Origin of the sequence: Moorella humiferrea, from assembly GCF_039233145.1 — a bacterium.
Lineage (GTDB): Bacteria > Bacillota > DSM-521 > Neomoorellales > Neomoorellaceae > Neomoorella > Neomoorella humiferrea.
This window is the reverse complement of sequence record NZ_CP136419.1, coordinates 756353-777953: the sequence shown is the minus strand read 5'-3', so window position 1 is coordinate 777953 and position 21601 is coordinate 756353. Positions and strand designations below refer to the sequence as shown.

The 21601-nt window shown below is 46.0% G+C and carries 26 protein-coding genes; 5 read left to right on the top strand and 21 right to left on the bottom strand.

The genetic code is table 11. The features are described from left to right. Positions 1–63 precede the first annotated feature (63 nt). From MHFGQ_RS04025 to MHFGQ_RS04005, 5 genes are all read left to right on the top strand, one after another. A complete protein-coding gene (locus MHFGQ_RS04025) occupies positions 64–279 on the top strand; it encodes a hypothetical protein (RefSeq protein ID WP_106005988.1) in 216 nt (71 codons plus the stop codon). After that, on the top strand, positions 242–703 hold the full coding sequence (locus MHFGQ_RS04020) for a type II toxin-antitoxin system VapC family toxin (protein WP_106005989.1): 462 nt from the start codon (positions 242–244) through the stop codon (positions 701–703). The genes MHFGQ_RS04025 and MHFGQ_RS04020 overlap by 38 nt, the downstream gene beginning before the upstream one ends. A gap of 20 nt (positions 704–723) precedes the next feature. Continuing rightward, entirely contained in the window at positions 724–1293 is a 570-nt protein-coding gene (locus MHFGQ_RS04015) for a Uma2 family endonuclease (RefSeq protein WP_106005990.1), read from the top strand. Positions 1294–1405: 112 nt separating this feature from the next. Beyond that, the gene (locus MHFGQ_RS04010) at positions 1406–1660 is read left to right on the top strand and encodes a type II toxin-antitoxin system Phd/YefM family antitoxin (RefSeq protein ID WP_106005991.1); all 255 of its coding nucleotides are present in this window, start codon (positions 1406–1408) and stop codon (positions 1658–1660) included. Positions 1661–1664: 4 nt separating this feature from the next. Beyond that, the gene (locus MHFGQ_RS04005; RefSeq protein WP_106005992.1) at positions 1665–1937 is read left to right on the top strand and encodes a type II toxin-antitoxin system VapC family toxin; all 273 of its coding nucleotides are present in this window, start codon (positions 1665–1667) and stop codon (positions 1935–1937) included. A gap of 246 nt (positions 1938–2183) precedes the next feature. On the opposite strand, the gene MHFGQ_RS04000 is transcribed toward MHFGQ_RS04005, so the two are convergent. The 21 genes from MHFGQ_RS04000 to fliW all read right to left on the bottom strand — a co-directional run bounded on the left by MHFGQ_RS04000 (position 2184) and on the right by fliW (position 21601). After that, positions 2184–2744, bottom strand: coding sequence for a hypothetical protein (locus tag MHFGQ_RS04000; RefSeq protein ID WP_146127168.1), 561 nt, complete (start codon positions 2742–2744; stop codon positions 2184–2186). Beyond that, positions 2725–4500, bottom strand: a complete 1776-nt coding sequence (locus tag MHFGQ_RS03995; protein ID WP_106005994.1) for a motility associated factor glycosyltransferase family protein — start codon at positions 4498–4500, stop codon at positions 2725–2727. The genes MHFGQ_RS04000 and MHFGQ_RS03995 overlap by 20 nt, the downstream gene beginning before the upstream one ends. Before the next feature lie 62 nt (positions 4501–4562). Continuing rightward, the gene (locus tag MHFGQ_RS03990) at positions 4563–5516 is read right to left on the bottom strand and encodes a flagellin (protein WP_106005995.1); all 954 of its coding nucleotides are present in this window, start codon (positions 5514–5516) and stop codon (positions 4563–4565) included. Between the two features lie 474 nt (positions 5517–5990). After that, positions 5991–6224: a transposase gene (locus MHFGQ_RS03985; RefSeq protein WP_170066348.1), complete on the bottom strand. Its 234-nt coding sequence runs from the start codon at positions 6222–6224 to the stop codon at positions 5991–5993. 164 nt (positions 6225–6388) lie between these two features. Then, complete coding sequence (locus MHFGQ_RS03980; RefSeq protein ID WP_106005997.1) at positions 6389–7087, bottom strand: cytidylyltransferase domain-containing protein; 699 nt, start codon at positions 7085–7087, stop codon at positions 6389–6391. 217 nt (positions 7088–7304) lie between these two features. Next, entirely contained in the window at positions 7305–8369 is a 1065-nt protein-coding gene (locus tag MHFGQ_RS03975; RefSeq protein WP_106005998.1) for a nucleotidyltransferase family protein, read from the bottom strand. A gap of 18 nt (positions 8370–8387) precedes the next feature. Further along, complete coding sequence (gene neuB, locus MHFGQ_RS03970; RefSeq protein WP_106005999.1) at positions 8388–9404, bottom strand: N-acetylneuraminate synthase; 1017 nt, start codon at positions 9402–9404, stop codon at positions 8388–8390. Continuing rightward, positions 9355–10566, bottom strand: a complete 1212-nt coding sequence (neuC, locus tag MHFGQ_RS03965) for a UDP-N-acetylglucosamine 2-epimerase (protein ID WP_170066349.1) — start codon at positions 10564–10566, stop codon at positions 9355–9357. The genes neuB and neuC overlap by 50 nt, the downstream gene beginning before the upstream one ends. A 4-nt stretch (positions 10567–10570) precedes the next feature. Continuing rightward, entirely contained in the window at positions 10571–11323 is a 753-nt protein-coding gene (locus MHFGQ_RS03960; RefSeq protein ID WP_106006001.1) for a PHP domain-containing protein, read from the bottom strand. Then, positions 11290–12333 (bottom strand): ATP-grasp domain-containing protein, encoded by a 1044-nt coding sequence (locus MHFGQ_RS03955; RefSeq protein WP_106006002.1) that lies wholly within the window; start codon positions 12331–12333, stop codon positions 11290–11292. The genes MHFGQ_RS03960 and MHFGQ_RS03955 overlap by 34 nt, the downstream gene beginning before the upstream one ends. A gap of 18 nt (positions 12334–12351) precedes the next feature. Beyond that, positions 12352–13857 (bottom strand): class I SAM-dependent methyltransferase, encoded by a 1506-nt coding sequence (locus MHFGQ_RS03950; RefSeq protein ID WP_106006003.1) that lies wholly within the window; start codon positions 13855–13857, stop codon positions 12352–12354. Then, positions 13848–14843 carry a radical SAM protein gene (locus MHFGQ_RS03945; RefSeq protein ID WP_106006004.1) on the bottom strand — a complete coding sequence of 332 codons (996 nt, stop codon included), beginning with the start codon at positions 14841–14843 and terminating at the stop codon, positions 13848–13850. Before MHFGQ_RS03945 ends, MHFGQ_RS03950 begins: the two co-directional genes overlap by 10 nt. Positions 14844–14872: 29 nt before the next feature. Beyond that, a complete protein-coding gene (locus tag MHFGQ_RS03940) occupies positions 14873–15541 on the bottom strand; it encodes a PIG-L deacetylase family protein (RefSeq protein WP_106006005.1) in 669 nt (222 codons plus the stop codon). Between the two features lie 21 nt (positions 15542–15562). Further along, complete coding sequence (locus tag MHFGQ_RS03935) at positions 15563–16198, bottom strand: acetyltransferase (protein WP_106006006.1); 636 nt, start codon at positions 16196–16198, stop codon at positions 15563–15565. A gap of 6 nt (positions 16199–16204) precedes the next feature. Continuing rightward, positions 16205–17323 carry a LegC family aminotransferase gene (locus tag MHFGQ_RS03930; protein ID WP_245907885.1) on the bottom strand — a complete coding sequence of 373 codons (1119 nt, stop codon included), beginning with the start codon at positions 17321–17323 and terminating at the stop codon, positions 16205–16207. Between the two features lie 11 nt (positions 17324–17334). Next, the gene (locus MHFGQ_RS03925) at positions 17335–18306 is read right to left on the bottom strand and encodes an NAD-dependent 4,6-dehydratase LegB (RefSeq protein ID WP_106006008.1); all 972 of its coding nucleotides are present in this window, start codon (positions 18304–18306) and stop codon (positions 17335–17337) included. Positions 18307–18513: 207 nt separating this feature from the next. Then, positions 18514–20049 carry a flagellar hook-associated protein FlgK gene (flgK, locus tag MHFGQ_RS03920; RefSeq protein ID WP_106006009.1) on the bottom strand — a complete coding sequence of 512 codons (1536 nt, stop codon included), beginning with the start codon at positions 20047–20049 and terminating at the stop codon, positions 18514–18516. Between the two features lie 14 nt (positions 20050–20063). Beyond that, positions 20064–20450, bottom strand: coding sequence for a flagellar protein FlgN (gene flgN, locus MHFGQ_RS03915; protein ID WP_106006010.1), 387 nt, complete (start codon positions 20448–20450; stop codon positions 20064–20066). Continuing rightward, positions 20447–20737, bottom strand: a complete 291-nt coding sequence (gene flgM, locus MHFGQ_RS03910) for a flagellar biosynthesis anti-sigma factor FlgM (protein ID WP_106006011.1) — start codon at positions 20735–20737, stop codon at positions 20447–20449. Before flgM ends, flgN begins: the two co-directional genes overlap by 4 nt. 41 nt (positions 20738–20778) lie before the next feature. Continuing rightward, complete coding sequence (gene csrA, locus MHFGQ_RS03905; protein WP_106006012.1) at positions 20779–21039, bottom strand: carbon storage regulator CsrA; 261 nt, start codon at positions 21037–21039, stop codon at positions 20779–20781. A gap of 127 nt (positions 21040–21166) precedes the next feature. Further along, complete coding sequence (gene fliW, locus MHFGQ_RS03900; protein WP_106006013.1) at positions 21167–21601, bottom strand: flagellar assembly protein FliW; 435 nt, start codon at positions 21599–21601, stop codon at positions 21167–21169.

Here is a 21601-nt window from a genome sequence, read left to right as displayed (position 1 = left end):
TTCTCTCATAATAGTTCTGCAATATTTACTTTGGTTTTATATGGGCATGAAAGAGGTGAGAATATGGCCGTAAAAAAAATTATTAAAGAAATTCAACATCTAAACCGTAAGGAAAAGGCCAGGCTATTACGATTTCTTGAAGCGGAGCTTATAAAAAAAGACCGCAGAGAAGAAGATCCCATGGAAGACTTTATTGGCTCCATAAAGAAACTATCGAAATCATCTAAAGGTGCATCTGGATATGAAAAAGATTTATACGGCGACCCCTCTAACTACTAAAGTAAAAATTTTTGTCGATACCGGCGCCTTTATCGCCCTTGGCTGGGAAAAAGATCCGTACCATGAAATAGCAGTCAACTTTTACCGTTTTCATCGTAATAAATGGCGAATGTTCACAAGTAACTATATCATAGCCGAAACATACACCTGGTTGCGATACCACACTTCTTCTTTTCACGCCCTTCATTTCCTGGAAATTATAAAAAAGCTGCAGTTAAAAAATCGCTTAACCTTAATCTACGCCAGCCAGGACATGGAGGATAAAATCAATCAGTTCTTACGTCAATATCGGGATGTGGTATTATCATATCCTGATGCCGCTACCGGTGTTATCGTCAACGAATTCAATATCCCCCAGATATTCGGTTTCGATAGCCATCTGGCCATTTTTGGAAAAACCGTGCTGCCGGGTTTAAGTAGCTAGGAAGAAAGGAGGGCTAAATAATGGCCGCAGTTGAGGTTACCCGCCGGCGCTTTACCGTTGACGAATATTACCAGATGGCATATGCAGGCATCCTGGGAGAAGACGACCGGGTGGAATTGATCGAGGGGGAGATTATAGAGATGGTACCCATAGGGGTCAAACACGCTGCATGTGTGAGACGATTGGACAGGATTTTTAACAATCTAGTAGGAGATAAAGCTTTGGTAGATACCCAGAACCCATTACGCATTGATGAATACTCAGAACCCCAACCAGACCTGATGTTGCTTAAACCTCGTGATGACTATTACGGCACCTTCCACCCCCGACCGGAGGACGTGCTTTTATTAATAGAAGTGGCCGACAGTTCCGTCACCTACGACCGGGAAGTAAAAATAAACCTTTATGCCCGGGCAGGTATAAATGAAGTATGGCTAATTGATCTCCAAGCACAGCAGATAACTGTATATCGACAGCCATCCTCCAACAGTTATAAAGAGATAAAAGAATACGGGCGCGACGATAGCATTGCACCCGTGGCCTTCCCCGGGATGAACATCTCCGTCCGTGATATTTTACCGGGAGATTAGCGCCAGAGATTTATCCCGCCAACCATGAACTTGTACAATGGACCCATATAGGTTAATTTCATTTTCTAATATTCTAATAGTCATATAATATGGTTAATGGAGGTGTCCAATTATGCTAACCATGAATATTAACCAGGCTAAAGAACAATTTCTTGAAATAATACGCCAGATAGAATATTGGGAAAGCGTAATTCTGGAGAAAAAAGGCAAATCGGTAGCCACTCTCCTTCCTTATGAGGAGTATGCCAGCCTGCGCCGCCTCAAAAATTTTCTCGTTATGCAGGAGCTCTCCGCGGTTATGAAGTATGCAGGGATAACGGCGAAAGAAATATATCAAAACTCTCTTCAAGAATTGGAAAAGAGGTAGCACATTGGATATCGTAGCAGACGCTAGCGCCATCCTTTGCGCCTATTTCCCCGATGAGCTTTCCCCCAGGGCCAAAAAATTAATGCTTGACTATGCTATAGGCCGGATCACCCTCTGCGGTCCATGTCTCTTGGTCATAGAACTCATCAACGCCTGTTCGGTGGCTGCCAGACGTGGCAGGATTAGCGAAATAGCAAAAGAAATTTCTGCCCTCCAGATCCGGTGGGTAGAAATCGAAGAAAAGGTGGAAACAAACTTTTCTTTAAGCCGCAAATAGCAGATAAGCGCTTACGACGCCGCTTACATCGTAGCCGCCGCCCGGCTGAAAGGATACACGCCTTTTAGACGAGCGTATATACAATGCAGTATTGCATGTTCTTAATTTTGTGCACCTGTTGAGAAAAACTTGATTAAATGGTGTATATTTGTTCGTATGTTAAGTGCGCTTTAAAGCTTTCCGGCAACTTCTCCTCCCTGTGTTGAATAATCACTTACCAAACACTCCTTACCTTAAAATCTAAAATTATCCGAGCAAACTCGATCTTTTTATTAACGTTCCCCATCGCTCCAATAACGGCAAAAATTCATATTCAAATAGATCGCTAATAAGAATGAAATCCTTGCTTTCCCAGGCCTTTAAAAGTTCCTTTGTTTTGTCTAAAAAAGTATGGATTTCTATACCCGGCAGATAATCTTGTTTTATATTATTAATTGCAGCTACCGCCTGAACTAACCAATCCAGGCCGGTAATTATATCTGCGGACAGACTGCATGCCTTTGCCTCCTGCCCGGATTGAAACAAATAAGCAACCTGTTTTATCCCTTCCATTAGTTTTATTAAATAGTTCTCGACTGTAGCCTGGGTTTCGGCCATCAATTGAGCCAGAGAAGTAGTCTCTATTCTAATTTCATCTGCTCCTTTTACTTTCAAAGCTTCTTCGAAAGAACCTTTGTACTCTTTACCGTCAATGCTAACCTTACTTATAACCTGGCCCCTCTCGATAATCCCTTTCAAGGGATCCCCCTCCCCTTCCCACTGGATACCATCAATATATAACAGCAATTTATTCACTTCCCTTATCAATATTCTTCGCCGCCTGAAGCATGGATTCTTTTACAATGTTAATGCTTTCAATCAAACCATGGTATAAGAACTGGGTCTTTTTGGCGAGTCTTATACCCTCAGTATGCTGATCTTCTGCCTCTTTATCGAAAGCCCCTTTATTCAAGTAAAACCATACCGGTTGGAAAGCCATATCCACCGGTAATAATCCTGCACTTAAATTTTTCAACTCCTTATCAACAGCGTCCAGCCGTTTTAGTAATTTATTAATCTTATGCTGTAGGGGCTCTTTGGCCCTCAGTAACAGTTCCAAATTATTAGCCAGTCTCAAACCACTTCTGGCTATCTTTGTTGCTTTTTCTAAATTACTTGCTTCTGCCTTTATTTTCTGCACCAGTTTTCCCAGTGTATCCGGTCCAGGTGGATTATAAGCCGAACAAATCGCCTGTATTTTTTCTTCGGGATCAAATTTATCCTTGCAATAAAGATTAATTGCTTCGTTCAGGGTCATGGCTCTAGTACCAGCTATCTTAGCCCCACCTTCCGTAGCGTTTATTATATTCCTACCGCTTGCCGTCAGGGCAATTTGCGTTTCCAGATATAGTAGCATGGAATGCAGGGAACGACTTGTCAGCACCTTGCCCCCGTCAAAACTTTCTATCTCGAGAAGATTAACTTCATCATCTGTCGGTTTATTTTTTTCGTAAACTGTCCCCCTGGCATGGGTGTGACCATCACTAAAGGCCAGATCCTGGCCGATAAAAATAATGGGATCCAGGCCTAATTTCACGGCAAAATCAAAGGCCATATTGGCTACGGAAGGGCCTATACTAATTTGTCCCGGGACCTGTAGGCCAGAGTTAATCAGCCAGCGGCTGAAAGTATCATAAAAAACGCTGCCTATAAGGGGTCCCTGATGCTCCCTTAAAATCTGGGGATAAATGATGGCGTCAAATAACAAAGGAAAACCGGAAATGCTCAATTCCTGAAAATGACGGTAATTAGCCTCGCTTCCGTCCAGTGAGACAGCTATATCTGGTTTTACATCTATAGCCGTTACAGGCCTGAGGGCCGTGCCAACGACGATGATTACGGCTTTACCTTTAGCTTTTTTTAATAAATGAATATTTTTATTTAGTGAGGGGCCTGCCGAAACAATAATCCCCGGTCTGTTCGGAAAAACATCTTTGAATAAATCGGCCGGAACAGCCGTTAAGATTTTATCTAGATTAGCAAAAAAGTTCTGGGTCCAGGTGCGAGAGAAGTAAAGAACGGTATTAGCCGAAACAAATAGATGAGATAAAGAGTTATTAATTTCCCTGAGGATATCGATAAATTCCCTCGAGAAATAATACCGTAAGGGATGATATTCCGCGATTTTTACCTTCTCAAGGTGAAAGGGATCAACAAGTCCGGCCAAAAAATTCTTTGAGGGCTGTTCGCTTGACAAAATAATAACTTTGTTTTTGGTAATAAGGTCTTTAAATACCCAGTAGTTACTGCAACTGGCGATTAGTTCCTCATGGGGTTCGATGGCAATAATTTTGCCTGAAGTCAACCTCCTGGCCAAAGCCTTTATATGGTAGCCCAGGCCTATACCTAAAACAATAACTGTATCATCTGGTTGACAGTCTACCCCTTCGGCCCACCTCCTGCCTTCCATTTCCGGGTCAAAACTGCTATGTAAAAAAACTTCCCGGTCGCCATGATATTTCAGGGTGATCAAACCGTTTTTAGCCATAATTATTTCAAAGGTTGAATTTTCTCCTGCTATCATCTACACCACCATTAAAATTGCAGGGCCGGCCGGATTTGCCGGCCGGCCGAGGTGAAATATATTTACCTGAGTAACTGCAAAACCGTCGCCGGGATCTGATTCGATTGGGCGAGCATAGCCGTGCCTGCCTGGCTTAAGATCTGGCTCCTGGTAAAGTTCATCATTTCCTGGGCCATATCGACATCCCTGATACGGGATTCGGCTGCCGTCAGGTTTTCTGAAGCAACACTCAGATTGGCAATAGTATGCTCCAGGCGGTTCTGAATGGCGCCAAGCTTGGAGCGCTCGGTTGAAACCTTATCAATTGCATCTTGGAAAATTTTTATTGCCGCATTGGCAGCGGAGTTGGTCATTACGCTGACTGCATAGGCGGTTACGGCAGTACCATTAGCATTTATAAGTTTAATATAATTAACTGCTGAGTTTCCTGTAGCAGATGTTACCACAGTACCGCTTACTTTTACGCCTTTATTTTGGACAACGTCCAAGCCGCCTGCTGTTACGGTAGTACCTGATACTTTTGCTGCTCTCATACTGTTAATATCAACTGTAAGATCTTGATTGGGATTGGCACCAATTTGAATCTTTTTACCAGTAAAGCTCCCGTCCAACAAAGCCTGGGTGTTAAACTCCGTTGTCCGGCCGATGCGGTCGATTTCTTCTGTCAGCTGATTGATCTCCTTTTGGATCTGCGTGCGATCATCAGCGGTTAAAGTATCATTTGCCGCCTGAGCCGCCAGCTCTCGCATCCTCTGTAAAATGGCGTGGGTTTCATTTAACGCACCTTCAGCCGTCTGGATCATAGAGATGCCGTCCTGGGCATTGCGCACCGCCTGATTTAAACCCCGGATCTGACCGCGCATCTTTTCGCTGATGGCCAGACCAGCAGCATCATCGGCGGCCCGGTTGATCCGCAGGCCCGAAGACAGTTTTTCCATAGCTTTAGCCATGTTACTATTCGTGACCGTTAAATTGCGATAAGCGTTGAGGGCAAAAACGTTGTGATTGATAATCAACCTGCTTCATCCTCCTTGATTTTTGGTTCGGCTTCCCTGCCGTAAACTTTAGTTCAGCAATAACTTCTGGATCCACAACAAAAAATGCTCTAATAATAAGTGTCCTTTTGCTTTAGGTCACCCACCACCCCCTAAAAAGGATCTTTCATGACTTCCGTTCTCGCATCTTTTAATATCGTCAATCGGACAAAATTATTTAGTTCCTTATTAGAGTTTTAGGTGTTCACTCAGATGTCCATGTAAAATTTAAAATAGTTTATCCTACCCTTAAAGCGCCCAGACCGTTAATTAATTGCCGCTTGCTCATCAACTATAGCTACTTTTCGGTTAAAATATAGTTTAACATATCCAGAAAATGATTAGTTGCTTCTTCTAGTTTGTACGGATTCCAGCTCCCACACATCATCGACCCACGTCCTAAGAACCATGGTTCAAAGACAATAAATGCTTCTCCAATATAATCCGCTGTATGTATTATAAAATATATTTGGATTTTTTCTCGTATTCGGATTTCATGTTCTCCAGATTTTTCGTTTCATCGATGAAGAGGGAAGGCAGTTTCTCTACTGCCGTATTTCTCCACCGGTTTAGGACAGAGGGGTGGATACCATATTCGGAGGCGATTTGGGCGATGGATTTTTCTTCCTTGAAAATTTCCAGTACGATTTTAGCCTTAAGCTCGGCTGGATAATGTTTCCTAGTACCCATGTTGACGCTTAGGACCCCCATTTTTCGTGTCTAAAATCCTGGGTCCATTATAAATCACCCCGTATTGCCTGCGCATACGGTCTTAATAGAAACGATGTTTTCTAAATTGTTACCTCAAAATATAAAGCTACTGTTGGAATAAAACATAAAAAAAGTGAATTATATTAACTGCCCTTTAGTAATATTTCTGCAAGGGTAAAATCAATTTCACTATCTATATCTACTGACCGCACCCATGGCATAATATAAGCATAAGTACGCGGGCCATAAAAGGAGCTTCCCTTTTTAAAAAATTCCCATTCGCCCATATATATCGCCCCATTCAAGCGATAAAAGACAGGCAATTCCTGCCGGTTTAAATTCAAAGCCTCAGGCCGGATAAAGTTTTCCATGTTTAAATCTTCGGGAAGAGTGTTACACCACCAGGGGTGGTGGTCAACCTGGCATACCGAAACGACTGCTTGAGCATCGCGTTCCAGCATCAACCGGCATGCTCCCAGGATATCGTCAACGGAGCGTAACGGGCTGGTTGGCTGCAAGACCATTACCCAATCATAAAGGCTCCCGTGTTCTTCACACCAGGCCATGGCGTGGGTCAGGGCATCGATTCCGCGAGCCGTATCGGTGGCCAGTTCCGCCGGGCGCATAAACGGCACTTCCGCCCCGGCTTCCCTGGCTATCCTGGCGATCTCTTCGCCGTCAGTCGATACCAGCAGGCAGTCGAAAACACCGCTTGCCCTGGCGGTCTCGATGGTGTGGACGATCAAAGGTTTCCCCGCCAGGGGCCTGATGTTTTTCCCCGGCACGCCTTTAGACCCGGCCCGGGCGGGGATAAAACCGAGGATGGTTTTACCTTGATACAACAGTTTCTCCCCTTTCGCTTGCGCACACGGATGCCTAAACGACCTCGAACCTGGCTGTCTTCACTCATGAGAGAGAACTTAATTGCAAATTGGAACTGTCTCGGGATACCGGCTGAACTCAATGACTCCCGTATTCACTGCGGCAATTAGAACTTGATCTGGCCAATGTTTTCAGAAACATTGGCCGGTCGATTCGCAATGGCGAACGGCAGTTATCTTATACCAGGCCTTCAAAGGCCCGCAGAGTCTGGCGGTACTCGTCCCACTGGCCGATGTCGAACCAGCGACCATGGTGGGGGTATACCCCCACCCGCAGGCCTTTATCCTTAGCGGCCATAATCAAATCCGTCATATGGATAAAAGATCCATTCTCAAGGCCCTCTAAAACCTCGGGTTCCAGCACATACAGGCCGATGTTGACCAGAAAATGAAAACTAGGCTTCTCTTCTATCTGGTGAAATTCCCCGGCCTCGGTACGCAAAACGCCGTATGGAATGGTAAAATCCCGCAGGGCTCCCACTATAGTCAGGGCATTCCCTTTCTCATGATGGTAACGCAGCAATTCCCCGTAATTCATCTCAATGATGACGTCGCAGTTGGTCACCAGGAAGGTTCTCTGCAGCTGCTGCCGCAGGAGCCCCAGGGCGCCGGCGGTACCCAGGGGTTCATCTTCCTGGACAAAGCTTACTTTGTACGGCCGGCCGTTGCTATCGTTAAAATATAACTTTACTACTTCAGCTTTATAGCCCACTGAAAGAATAAACTGCGAAAATCCGTGGTCATAAAATCTATCCATTAAAACTTCTACTATTGGTTTATCGCCAAGGGGGATCATCGGTTTGGGTAAAATCTTGGTAAAAGGGTCCAGCCGGGTACCTTTGCCGCCAGCCATAATAACCACCGGTTCGGGCCTCGCCTCCACCTTGCTCCCAAATAAATCTATCCATAGGAGCAAATCCACTACCTGATGTTCATTATTTACCAGGGGAATATGGCGAATATTATGGTTCAACATCAACCTTCTCGCCACATCTAAAGACACACCGGCCGACAGGACCTTGGGCTGCGCCTGCATGACCTGCTCGACGGGCACGTCCAGGCTTTCACCCCGCAACAGTGCCCGGCGAATGTCGCCGTCGGTGATGATGCCGAAAAGATGCCTTTCGGCATCTCCTACTAAAAGCACCTGGAGGCCGGCCCTGTCCATCCGCGGCAGGGCCAGCTTCAAGCTCTCCCCGGGCAGGGCCCAGATTTCCCCGAGTTTATCATCGTGCCAGCCCATGGTTAATCCCTTGTCCTTTCAAATCATATCCCAGCTTAAAATACTCCCGGAGGCAATATCCCGGCGGGCCTGCCGGCCCACCACCACGTCCCAGAAATTCGGCGGGATGCCCGTCCCCGGCCTTTTGGCGGTCAGGCAAGATTCCGTGATTATTTCCCCGGCGGCTATGTCCCTGGTAGCCACCAGGCTGCGCCTAGCCGCCGGCATGACGGCCAGCTCGCCCGGGGCGGGCCGTTTGATGCCGTCTCCCAAGCTTTTCTCCACCTGGCGGATGGCCGCGACCATTTCTTTAAATTCTCCCGGCTCCAGAGAGGAGCGATGGTCCGGGCCGGGAAGATTGCGATCCAAGGTTAAGTGCTTCTCAATCACTTCTGCTCCCAGGGCCGCTGCCGCTATGGGTACGGCGATACCCATAGTGTGATCTGAATAGCCCACCGGAAGAGCGAAGGCCTGCTTCATGGTAAGCATAGCCCTTAAATTTACCTCCTCCGGCAGGGCCGGGTAATTGGTGGTGCAATGCAGCAGGGTGATGTCCTTCGCCCCGGCTTCCCGTAAAACCTGTAATGCTCCCTCTACTTCACCCAGGGTCGCCATGCCGGTGGAAAGGATAACCGGCCGCTTTTTCCCGGCGATCCGACGCAAAAAAGGATAGTTGGTTATTTCTCCCGAAGGGATCTTAAAATATGGCACTCCCAGTTCGGCCAGAAAATCAATGCTTTCCTGGTCAAAAGGAGAGGAGAGAAAAATAATTCCCTTCTGCCGGCAATAAGCATAAAGCTCCCGAAATTGGGCGTAGCTCAATTCCAGCCTTTTAATCATTTCCAGCTGGCTTTCGTCTTTTTCAGGCATGTTATCCTTTTGATATTGGGCCCTCTCGGCGCCGGGGGTAACTACTTCTTCAGCTTTGAAAGTCTGAAACTTTACGGCGTCTGCCCCCGCTTCTACTGCCGCATCTACCAGTTTCCTGGCCAGCTGCAAATCGCCATTATGGTTGATGCCCGCTTCGGCTATTATAAAAACATTCTGGTTCCCCATTTCCCCACTCCCAGTTATCTTCAGGAAGATCAATAAAATCTTTATAAAGCAATTTGCGATCTATCTCTACACTCTCTAATAAGTGGACAATACGTGGAACCGCATTCCCGTCCCCATAAATAGAAATGCACTTGGAAAATTGTAAACGGTATTCAGTGTCAAACGCAAGCTTTTCTAGCACCATAGCAATTGTGTCAACATCAAAAGGTACAAATATAATGTTGTTAGAATGTTCTCGCTCTTTTTGCCGGTTACCGATATTTACTGCTGGCAAATGAAGAAAAGGGGCTTCATGGATACCTGCACTGGAGTTACCAACTAAAGCAACAGCATGACGCAAAAGATTTACAAATTGTAGGCGCGGTAAATTAGTATATGCCCGCAAAAAAGTATATTTACGTACATATTCATCAATAACCTCTATCATCCGTCGAGTTCCGGGATCGGAATTTGGCTTGATAATTACAGTTGGTAGCCCTACCTTAACTATAGCTTGTAAGGTAACATCTATCTGGGAGGCTCCTTCACTAAACTCAGAAGAGATAGGATGCTGGAGTAAAACAAAATACTTGGCACCCAAAGAGATACCTAAACTGGTTTCCAGTTCCTCTAAAGAAAGGTCGGGTAGTGATTTTATGGCATCAAGCCCTGGAGAGCCAGTTACAGTTACGCGCCATTTTTCCTCGCCCATCTGCAGGATACGCCGTCCGCTCTGAACCGTAAAAGGGCAATGTAAATGAGCCATTTTAGTAACCGCATGGCGTACATGGTCGTCTACATTTCCTATTACCCGATCCCCTCCGCCCAGATGTACGACAGGAATATTCAAATAATTACCTACGGTAGCCACTGCAAGGGATTCCTCGCGGTCACCCAGCACAAGTAAAAAGTCAGGCTTCCGTCGCCTTACAATTTCAGCAAGCTCCATTGTAATTAACCCCAGCCCTTTTACTCTTCCTATCAATTCATCTGTATCAAATAGGGATAGTATAGTTTCTACATCATTGAACCTATTCTTAATTTGATCTAATGTATAACCATAGCGGGGACTAAGATGAGCTCCTGTTGCCACAATTATAAGTTCTAGTTTAGATGAGGCTTCAATTCCCTCTAATAAAGGCTCTAACAAAAAATACTCAGATCGAATACCTGTTACTACCATTACCTTACGCCGGGTCATAATAACCTGATTTTATACCTCCATATAATTGTCTGGCTTCTAGCAAGCTAGACGAATTATTTGCTAGTTCCAGGCAAGAATGAGAGTCTGTGCCCCAGCTAATAATAGAACATGAGTTAACAATAAGCTGGATATATTCATCATTTAAACGATGCTTTGGGTTAACATTGATTTCCAATCCAAAGCCCGCCTGGTTAGCAAGCGCTATTAATCTGCTAACTTCATTCTGTTCTGGAAATAACCCGAGCTTTAACCACATACTAAAAGGATGACCCAGAATTACTCTTAGCTTGGGATTTTCTTGTTTAAGTATAATTAAATGCTTTCTAGTAAAGCCTCTTAAAGTTTCAAACCATGTTTTTTTAAATTCAAGCTGTCCTTTATTTTGATAAACTTCGCCAGGAAATTCATGGAAGGAAATAATTAAATTATCGATTCTATGAGCCCACAATAAATTAAAATCGATATTTCCTTGCTCGTCAATAAACTTTACTTCCAGTCCCTTTCCAATTGTGATATCCCTATCTCTATACTTTTTCTTTAACTTTTCAAGTTCTTCCAAATAGGTTGGAATATAATCACTTTCTTTGCGTGCATGATCAGTAAAGCAAAGACATCTTATTCCTAGAGATAAAGCGGCTCGTATCATATCCTCCGGCTCATCTTGGCCATCGGAAAAAGTTGAATGTATGTGGTTATCTGCTATTACCGGTAAAGCTCCTGGAAAAAGCGACCGCATTCTGTTCCCCAACGCACCTCACGGTTTTTAACTCGCCCATAGTAGATTAAATTTAGGGCTTCCTCGAACATATTGATGCCTCCCGCTAGGTCGGCAGCCAGAGTACCAGGGACCCGCGCATTTATTTCTAAAAGCTTGGGTTGTCCACATTTATCTTCTTTAAACTGGAGGTTCACAATGTAGGACAGATTGAACAGTTTGATTAATTCCCTTACACAGGCTAGCAATCCCTCATGCCATACCAGCCTGCTGACAGCCGCCTTGCCATCCACAACCACTTTTCGCTCCCTGGGTATAATAATCTCCGCCTTCCCTTCATAACACAATACGTCAACGCTGTACTCTTTACCTGGCAGGTATTCCATAACAAAATATTGTGCGAGGTCGTTCTTTTCTACAAGCAAGTCCAGCCATTCTAAGGGCATCGCTCCCCCATGTTTGCTGCTCAGCCACTCGTCCTTTGTTGGCTTTCCCAACAAGATCATCCCCCGGCCTCCCTGGGCAAAACGGGATTTAAATACTACTTTTTCGTGGGGGTAGCCTAGCTTATAGGCAGCATGGTACAAGTCAACTTTGTTACTTAGACGACAGTATCTAGGGACAAAGTTGGCAAGCACTGGTTGTTGAGCTACTCTGTCCAAGGCACTCAGCTTATCGCAAGCCACCGCTAATTCTATGGGATTATGGGGAACGGCTGCAACAACTCCATGACGTTTAAAAAGATCCCTATTTCTCGCTAGAGGCACAAGTTCATTGGAGCTACACGGGAAGACGACATTGACTCCTTTTTTGATACAGATTTTAAGCAGGGCATCAATAAACCCTTCCTCTTCCCCTCTTGGAATAATCTCCAGGGTTTCGCCAGTAAAGGTCGTATAGTTGAAACTATTATTTATATCGGCTGCTACTACCTCTACTTGAAAAGCCTGGATGCGCTTAAGAAGATGGTAGTGGGAATATCCCGCCAACCCACCTGTGGCTGTGAGAAGTATCCTCACCCGGTTATTCATCTTTTTATCCCTTGATGTTTACAATTTTATTTGTAGCAATAAATCATCATCTAAAAATTGATAATTGTTTACATTGAGGTTTGAAGCTAATTTCCTTTTATCCTTCCCTAAAACAAAATGTTCCCAATGTTCTTTCCACCCCCACAGGTTCACTAAATTACAACATGTTTCTTCTATTGAAGTCTTACACCCTATTGACCTTTCTACTATCCGTTTCAATGTACTGGCTGAAAATAAATAGTAATGGTAAGGAACGGCTGCATAAGCTAATCCAAAATGTTTATTAAGTAAACTATCGTGATTTGGCGTACTGATGAAAATACTACCGCCGGGTTTAACCAATGAAGCCGCTTTATATAAGTATTTTTTTATGTTTGCAAGAGGAAGGTGTTCCAGTAACTCGAACATAGTTATAAAATCATATTTTCTAGGGAAATCAATCTCATCAAATCTTCCTTGAAAAGCTAATATACCCTTGGCACTCGCTAATGAACATGCTGAATCACTTATATCTGTTAAATGATATTCACAAATTTTTTTATCCAAAAATTCTCCGAATTCACCACTGTTACCGCCGACGTCCAGTAAGCTAAAATTCTGTTTTCGAGGTAACTTTTTTAAGACCCATTGCCAATTTTTATGCCTTGATAAAAGAGCTTTCCCTGAACGTTCCACAGCATAATTTGAGTTATATAAGAGACTCAGATAATTTTTTGAAGGACGTGGGTTAAGATGTACTAACCCACAATTTCTACAATTCATGTAATATGATCTATCACATGGAATGAAAGAGTTTATAGGTAATGTGTTGGATATCGGAAGATAATCTAGACCCCCTCCACAAAAATCACATCGATCTATAGTTTCATAATCTATTTCTTCACCGAAAAACATAATACTTATTCTATTTTCTTGAAGAAATGAACTCAACTGTTCAATTGTTATATCTAAAATTCGCGAACCCAATTTGCTTGCAATCCATGAGAAACTTCGTATTTTATCATTATCGGATATTTCTGCCCCAAATCTCATATTATCTAATTTATTACTCTCAATAAGCTTCATACCGTTACCCGAACCATACACAATTTTATATGGCATTGTGCCAGGTATAAACCCACATAATTGGATTTCTTTACAACTATCATTAGCTAGGATCGATAATAGGTCATTTATCTCTATATAATCTACTAAAGCGTGTTCAACTTTAAAAAATAATGCTAGATCTTGAGGGTTTAAGGAGTCTATAATTTCTTTTTCTCTTTCTAACAAAGAGCGCGTTCCAAATTTAATTTGGCAATTATATTTTGGAATTAATTCTCCTAATCGCGCATCGGTATACCCATTGGGTAATGAAATTATAACACGATGACTAAACTTTATTAAAGCTAATCTATGAAGCAATAATTCAATTTGCCACAAACTACCTATTTGATTCCAAAAAGGAGAAGGTACCCCTCGCCAATTATTTTCATCTGGATTACTTAAAATGTATATATATATCTGTTTTGGGCTTATATGCATTTATACCATTCCTCGCAGCTTTCGCATAACTTATATTTTCTGAAATCCAACTTTTCCATAGCGCGTCTAAAACGATTATACCTTTCACCTGTCCAAATCTCATATAGACTTTCATTGTTAAGGTTTCCCATCTTTAAGTGGCCATTAAAATCAATACAACATCCGACAACTGTACCATCCCATAAGATCATACAGTATTTATATGGATGCCGACATGCTTTCCTTTTTTCAATGGGTCCCTTTAGTTTTAACAACCTACACCAATTTTCCACAACAAACTTAGAAGTATCTATCCGTTTAGATAAATCTTCTTTAAATTTTTCTAATCCCAGCCAAGAATCCTCAGTCATAGTTGATACTTTAACCTGCCCAGCTAAAGTCTTAATTGACCTTGTATATATGCAATCTTTTGGTCCTAAAAATTGATTAAAGAATGAAATCGCCCTCTCAATTTCCGATTCTTGGTTTTTTTGTGCTAACATGTTTATTTGGATAGATAACTTATTTTTAATATTTTTTCTAGCAGCAAATAACTCTTTAATTCCCTGACAAACATGTTCGAGGTCTCCACCTTTACGCATTTTATACGTTTCTTCGGAAAAATAGTCAAGGGAAACAATCACTTTATTAATATTGGAAGCTATAACACTATCAATGATTGCTGGTGTAAGGTTTTGACCATTGGTCACTAACGAGAGGTTAGTGAAATGAGAACTTAGTTTTTCTAAGTATCTACTAAACTTTGGGTGGAGGGTCGGCTCCCCTACACCACATATAGAAATTTCAGTGCTTGGTGGTAATTCTATAATAAGATTATCTAAAATATGCTCCGGCAAATCCCCCTTTTCCCTAAACGTTGGTTGATGGTTTATGCAAAAATCACATCTTAAATTGCATCTATTAGTAAACTCAAGATTGATCGTACGCGGTAATAATGAAACCTCGAGTTTATCTGCCCATAAAACTTCCTCTGTTACATCATACATGGCTGGTTATTTACCCCCATATATGAATCTTACCGAATCATCTTCCTAATTAATCTAAACCCCTCAGCTTGGGTTATACCTACTTGAACACCACGAAATATAGCTAAAGCTGTTACACCTTCTTCACTGCGCGCATGCGGAAATGTTTTTATTTCTTCCCCAAAATAGCGCATTATTGTTATCTTTCTCTCTATAAATCTAGAAATATCAACAAATATATTAGGTTGAAAGCGAACACTCTTTTCTGGGAACGCCCAGTTTGTACTTGATGGAACTTCGTAAAGCAGAATTTCTTGGATGAAAGGCGTATAAACCGGCTTGGTGGCTACCATAAGGGCGCGATAAACTACATCGTGATCTGTATTAACGTCGCTATCCCCCACGCTATAGACTATCTCCGGCTTTATTTCTTGAATAACTTTCGATAACGCATCGATAATGCGCCGCATAGGTACGGTTTCTAAAGCCGCAGCCGGAAAACCAAGGAGGAAATATTTAGCAAAGCCATAAGCCCGGCTCACCTTTTCAATCATCAACATCCTTTCTTTACAATAGGCTTCAGTAGAGTCGGCAAAGGCATGGGTGACTACACACCAGTAAACTTCATCCCCGCTGGCAATATGGCGCAGTAACGTACCACCGGCTCCCAGGGTTTCATCATCAGGGTGGGGTGCTATAACAAGAACTTTAGCTCCCATTAATAGCCTCACCTCTAAAATTTAAGGTTTGATCCTGGCCGGATTGCCAACCACAGTCACACCTGCAGGCACATCTTGGATTACTATTGCCCCGCTCCCTATTATGGCACCCCGCCCAATTCTTTTACCCTGGATGATACAAGCCCCAGCACCAATAAAAGCTCCTTCCTCGATTATAACACCACCACACAGGATCGCCCCGGGACCAATTTGTGCCGAATGTCCTATTATACAATCGTGCTCGATTATTGCTCCTGTATTAATAATCACGTTTTCACCAATAGTGACATCTGGATTAATTACAGCGGCAGCCATAATAATCGATGCCTCGCTCAGCCTTACTCCCGGAGCTATATTAGCAGCCGGATGACAAAGTACTGGAAAATTAAACCCCAACTCCCGGATTTTTTCATATAACCTTCTGCGAATAGTATTATTAAAACCGGCTATACCCATAGCCGCCCGGTTTACCCCTGTCTGCAGTAGATCGGGCAAAATCTCGTCCGTACCCAAATACTTTATACCCCACGAAATCAGGGCATTATCTTTGCAGGGGTCTGTACAACCTATTATTTCATAGGCTCTCGTTTTCCTGATTATATCAGCAACAACTTTGGCGTGGCCTCCTGCCCCAATAAGTACGATCGGTAAAGGCATAATTAATCAGCACGCCCCGCTTTTCAAAGCTCGAGCAACAACATTTATATCCTCAACTGTTAAGAAACTTGCACTTGGCAAGTTTATCCCTTTCTGATACAATTCGTCTGCCACCGGACATAAATTAAAGGTGTAACCATGGTAACATGGTTGCCGGAATAGGGGTTTAAATAGGGGACGAACTTGAATACCCTGCTCATGCAACCGATTCATTAATTTCTGTCTACCCTGCCCGTATTCTTCTTCATCAATAGTTATGGAAAAAAGCCACCAATTGCTTTCCGCCCCAGGCGTCTCCTCCTGCCAGCCAATACCTGATATATTGCGCAATTCCCGGCGATAAATCGCCGCATTGCGTCTTTTAGCCGCCAAAAATTCCGGCAGGCGTTCCAGCTGGGCCAGGCCCAGGGCAGCCTGGAGGTTGGTCAGGCGGTAATTGAAGCCTATCTCTTTATGCTCGTACTCGGTTTCCCCCGGTTCCCTGCCCTGGTTGACCAGGATTCTGGCTCTGCGAGCCAGTTCCGGGTCCTCTGTTACCAGCATCCCCCCGCCGCCGGTAGTGATAATTTTATTGCCGTTGAAGCTAAAAACGCCTATGTGGCCGAAAGTACCTGCTTTCTTTCCTTTATAAGTCGAACCTAAAGCTTCGGTGGCGTCTTCGATCACATACAAGCCGTATTTGCGGGCCAATCCTATGATGGCGTCCATATCGGCCGGGTTGCCGTAGAGGTGGACGGGTATTATCGCCCGGGTATGTTTGGTAATCGCTCTTTCTATCGCTGCGGGATCGATGTTCCACGTACAGGGATCAACGTCGACCACTACCGGCCTGGCCCCAACGTATACGACCGGATTCACCGTGGCAATGAAGGTAAGGGCGGGTACAATAACTTCGTCCCCTGGTCCAATCCCCAGTAGTTTCAAGGCAAGGTGCAGGCCGGCCGTGCCGTTGACAACGGCCACTGCATGATTGATGCCCAAATAATCGGCAAAACGTTCTTCAAACTCCCTCACCATAGGGCCTGCCGACGAAACATAGCCGCTTTCTAGAGCTTTTAATACATACTCCTTTTCTAACTCGCCGATATCGGGCCAGTCCAGGGGTATCTTAACTTCCTGCATCATAAGGCGCCGCCTTAGACGTTATATTGCCCGGCTTTATATAAAGCCAGGTGATTTTTAAACCAATCGATTGTTATTGCCAGACCTTCATTTAAAGAGAATTCCGGCCGCCATCCTACCATCCGAGCGGCTTTGCGGTTATCGCAGCATAAACGCTCCACTTCGCTCGCTTCAGGGCGGTATCGCTCCGCATCGGCCTGTACTCTTACCTTTATCCCCATCAGTTGTCCTATCAGCTCAACCAGATCGCCGATGCTTATTTCCCGGCCGCTGCCGATATTAACCACTTCGCCCACCGTATTTGTTGCCATCCCGGCTGTGATAAAACCGTTAACTGTGTCTGCAACGAAATTAAAATCCCGCGTCGGTGCCAGGTTGCCCAGCTTGATCTCTTCCTGCCCGCTTAGTAGCTGGGTGATTATTGCCGGGATAACGGCTCTGGCCGACTGGCGCGGGCCGTAGGTGTTGAAGGGGCGGACGACGGTTACCGGCAGGTCAAAAGACCGGTAAAAACTCAGGGACAGCTGGTCGGCGCCTATCTTGCTGGCGGCATAGGGTGACTGGGCCTGGAGGGGATGCTCTTCATCAATAGGAACATACCGGGCCGTCCCGTAAACCTCGGACGTAGAAGTGTGGATCACCCTTCTCACGCCTTCTTCACGGGCAGCCTGGCAAATATTATATGTGCCTTCGATGTTCGTCCTGATATAAGCGACCGGCGTGACGTAAGAATAGGGTATCCCTATCAGGGCTGCAAGGTGGAATACTACTTCTATTCCCCGCATGGCAGCCCGGACGCTGTCATAATCGCGGATATCACCGGCAAAGACTTCAATATCGTCTTTAACTTCGCTTTCTTCCAGCCAACCCCAGGTATTACTGGAATTATAATGAACAAAGGCCCGGACTTTGTGCCCTTCCTTGACGAGTCTTTCCGTAAGGTGAGAGCCGATAAAGCCGCCGGCACCGGTTACTAAAATACGCAAAATAGGACCTTCCTTTATTACATAAATTGGTATTTAGCGTGACTTTTATTTTCCTTCTTCTCTTTAAACTTTTTGTTTTATCCCTAAAGAATTATATCGACATCTTAGTTCAGAGCTATAGAGGCGAAAGTAAGATTTTCTTCTTTTGCGGGCTAATAAAACACCCCGGTTTGACCGGGGTCATTGTATCTCCTCCCATAATTTATTCTACCGGATCACGCCCATGCCGTTGATGATTTTATCGAGCATAGCGTCTAGGGTGGTAATCATTCTGGCCGCGGCTTCATAAGCCCGCTGGTACTGGAGCATGTTGGCCATTTCTTCGTCCAGGGAAACGCCGGAAATGGATTCTTTGCGGTTGGTAAGCTGGTCCACCAGGACGCCCTGGTTGGTGGTCATGCGTTCGGCTTCATGGGCGTCGACGCCCAGTTTGGCAGTGAAGTTTTTGTAGTAGTCATCGAAGGTGACGCCGCTTGTATCTGCAACGAGAGTATCAATGCTGCCGTCGCCGTCGGTATCGTTTTCCTGGAATAACTTAGACTGCAGCTGGGCTATTTTTAATGCGTTGGCACCGTTTCCGGCGCCGCCGCTAACATCGGCTGCGGCGATTTTCGTCACGTCATTGCGGATATTGAGGTTGACGCCGATGTTTTTTGCAGTAATGCCGCTGTCGCTGATATCCCCTGTAGATGGTGGATTACTTAAAACCACGAAAAAGTTTTCATAACTAGTTCCGCTTACAGGCTGCCCGCTCAAATCCAATCCCTTCCCGTGAAGGTCATTGATGTTTTCTGCCAGCCCCCTAGCTAAAACATCGAGCCTGTCAAGGTACAGCTGGACGTCTTCCCGCGCCTGCTGAAGACCCTTTATCTCCCCGCGGACGGGATTAATCTCCGTCCCATTTTCTTCCCAGTAAATCTTGCCACTTTCCGGACCATTATCCGTCACTTCATGGATTATATTACTACCATTATTTATCTCAACCAAATAGGCACCGCCGATCTTTATCTTAATCTGCCCGTCATAGAGAGCTTCGCCGTTGACGTCTACTTTATTGTATTCCACCTCAAAATCGATTATCTTGCTGAGCCTATCCAGCAACATATCCCGCTGATCCAGGAGATCATTGGGCTGGTCACCGGCGGCGACTACATTTTTAATCTGGACGTTCAGGTCAGCTATCTGCCGAGCCAGGGAGTTGATTTCAGTTACCTTCAGCTCTATGGATTGGTCGATATCATTGATGATCGTCTCCAGCTGCTGGGCGCTGTGGTTAAAGGCTTCCGCCAGGGCGCTGGCTGTCTCGACGACGGTGGTCCGCACGGGGGAGCTTTCCGCGTTCTTCGAGAGCTCCTGCCACGCGGCCCAGAACTGGCTCATCAGGGTGCTTAAACCCGTGTCCGAAGGCTCGTTAAAAACAATCTCTACCTGCTGTAAGACGTCCTGGATTTGTTCCCACATGCCTAAAGACCCGGTTTCGCGGCGGATCTGAGTATCTAAGAATTCGTCCCGCATACGGCGGGTTTCCTGGCTGTCGACGCCGGTGCCGATCTGCCAGCCCGTACCCCCGGGCCGGTTCATGGCCGGAACGGGATAGGCTGGTGTTGTGGCCAGCACCACCTGCTGGCGGGTATAGCCCTCGGTGTTGGCGTTGGCGATGTTGTGGGCGGTAGTATAGATGCTGCGCTGGGCGGCCTGCATACCGCGCAGGGCGGTGTTAAAGCCGAAAAAAGTTCCCGGCACTGTTTTCACCCTTCCTAAACCAACTGGTCCATGAGAACCGGGGACTTGTCTTCCGGTACAAGGAGGGCAAGCACTTTACGCGTGTAAGCCAGGGACTGGCGCGCCAGAAGGCGGTTCGTTTCGTTTACTTCCTGGAGGTCCCGCACTGCCTGCCGCAAAAGGTCCAGCAGTTCCTCTAGGACATCCGGGGCGGTGCCGTCGGCTTCCTCAAATCGTGCCGCTTGCCGGCGTTCTTCCTCCAGGGCCGCCAACGCTCGGGACAGGTCCCCCTTTTTTTCCACGGCCGCGCGGAGCGCCTCTATATCGTCGGCCACCAGGGCTTCCTGCTCCCAACGGCACACCGTCAAAAGGTCCCGCACCACTTCCAGCTCTGCCTGCAGGATTTCTGCCAGTTTCTTCAACGGCTCATCTCCTTCAAGATGGCGTCGGCCACGTCTTCCAGGGGTACTTTATACGTGCCGGCGGCCACGGCGGCCTGCAGGGTCTCTACCCGCCCGTGGCGGACGTCATCCGCCTCTGCCAGGCGGGCCTTCAGCTCGCCCACCAGCCTACCGGTGGCGGAAAGCTGGACGCTGTCGCCATCCCAACGCGGCCGGCCGGCCCCTTCCCCGGGCCGGGCTACTTCATTCTGCTTGTAGACCGCACGCACCCGGTTCCAGTACGTTGTTCCCTCTCCAGTTATCTTCAAAGTCCGTGCCCTCCTTAAGGCTTCTACCTGCGCTATGTAAATTACATATCGGTACGGTCGCCGCGATCTTTACCTGGTCGCGAGAGGAAATTTTTAGGCAAATCCCCCGGCACCAAAGCGGTACGGGCGGCTGCTTTATTTTCATCGCGCACGGCGTTCAAAAGCTCCTCGCGGACAATTCCCACCTCCGGCGGGGCGTCGATGCCGATGCGGATTTTGTCGTCTTCGATAGCCACGACGGTTACTTTGATCTTGCCGTCGATAATTATGGTTTCGTTGACCCGCCGGGTCAAAACGAGCACGATCTATCGCCCCTTTATTATGGCCTCAAGTGGGTGTAACGCCCCCCGCCCTGCATTAGTCTTCCCTTTCCCGGCAGCCGCCTTCCACCTGCGTGCCTGCCGCTCCCCCTGTGTCCACCGGCGCCCTTCACCCTTTGTCACGAAACAGGGGATGCCGGGTTGTATACTTCGTACCTTCCATTACATACTGCCTTCCCAGGCGGGCGGCCCTGTTGATGATCACCGGCGCCACCAGATTGGCCGTCATACGCCGGACGTCGCCGTCCGGCACCGTCACTACCGCCAGGACCAGGACGTCGGCGGCCTCTTTGATCTTCAGCTCCTGCTGCAGTCCTTCCGGAATCTCCACTTCGTAACCGGGGAAAAAGAGAAAGGGGTCCACCAGCAGGAAGGCCACGTCCGGATCGGCTATGGCTTGGAGCCAAATGAAAGCCGGGTTGTCCGGTATGGGGTGCAGGAAAAACTCGCGCAATTGTTCAAAGGCCGGAACGCCTTCCGGGAAGTTCAGCACATCCGCCGGCCCGATCTCTATGACTCCGAAACGCGACGTCGGTACCTTCAC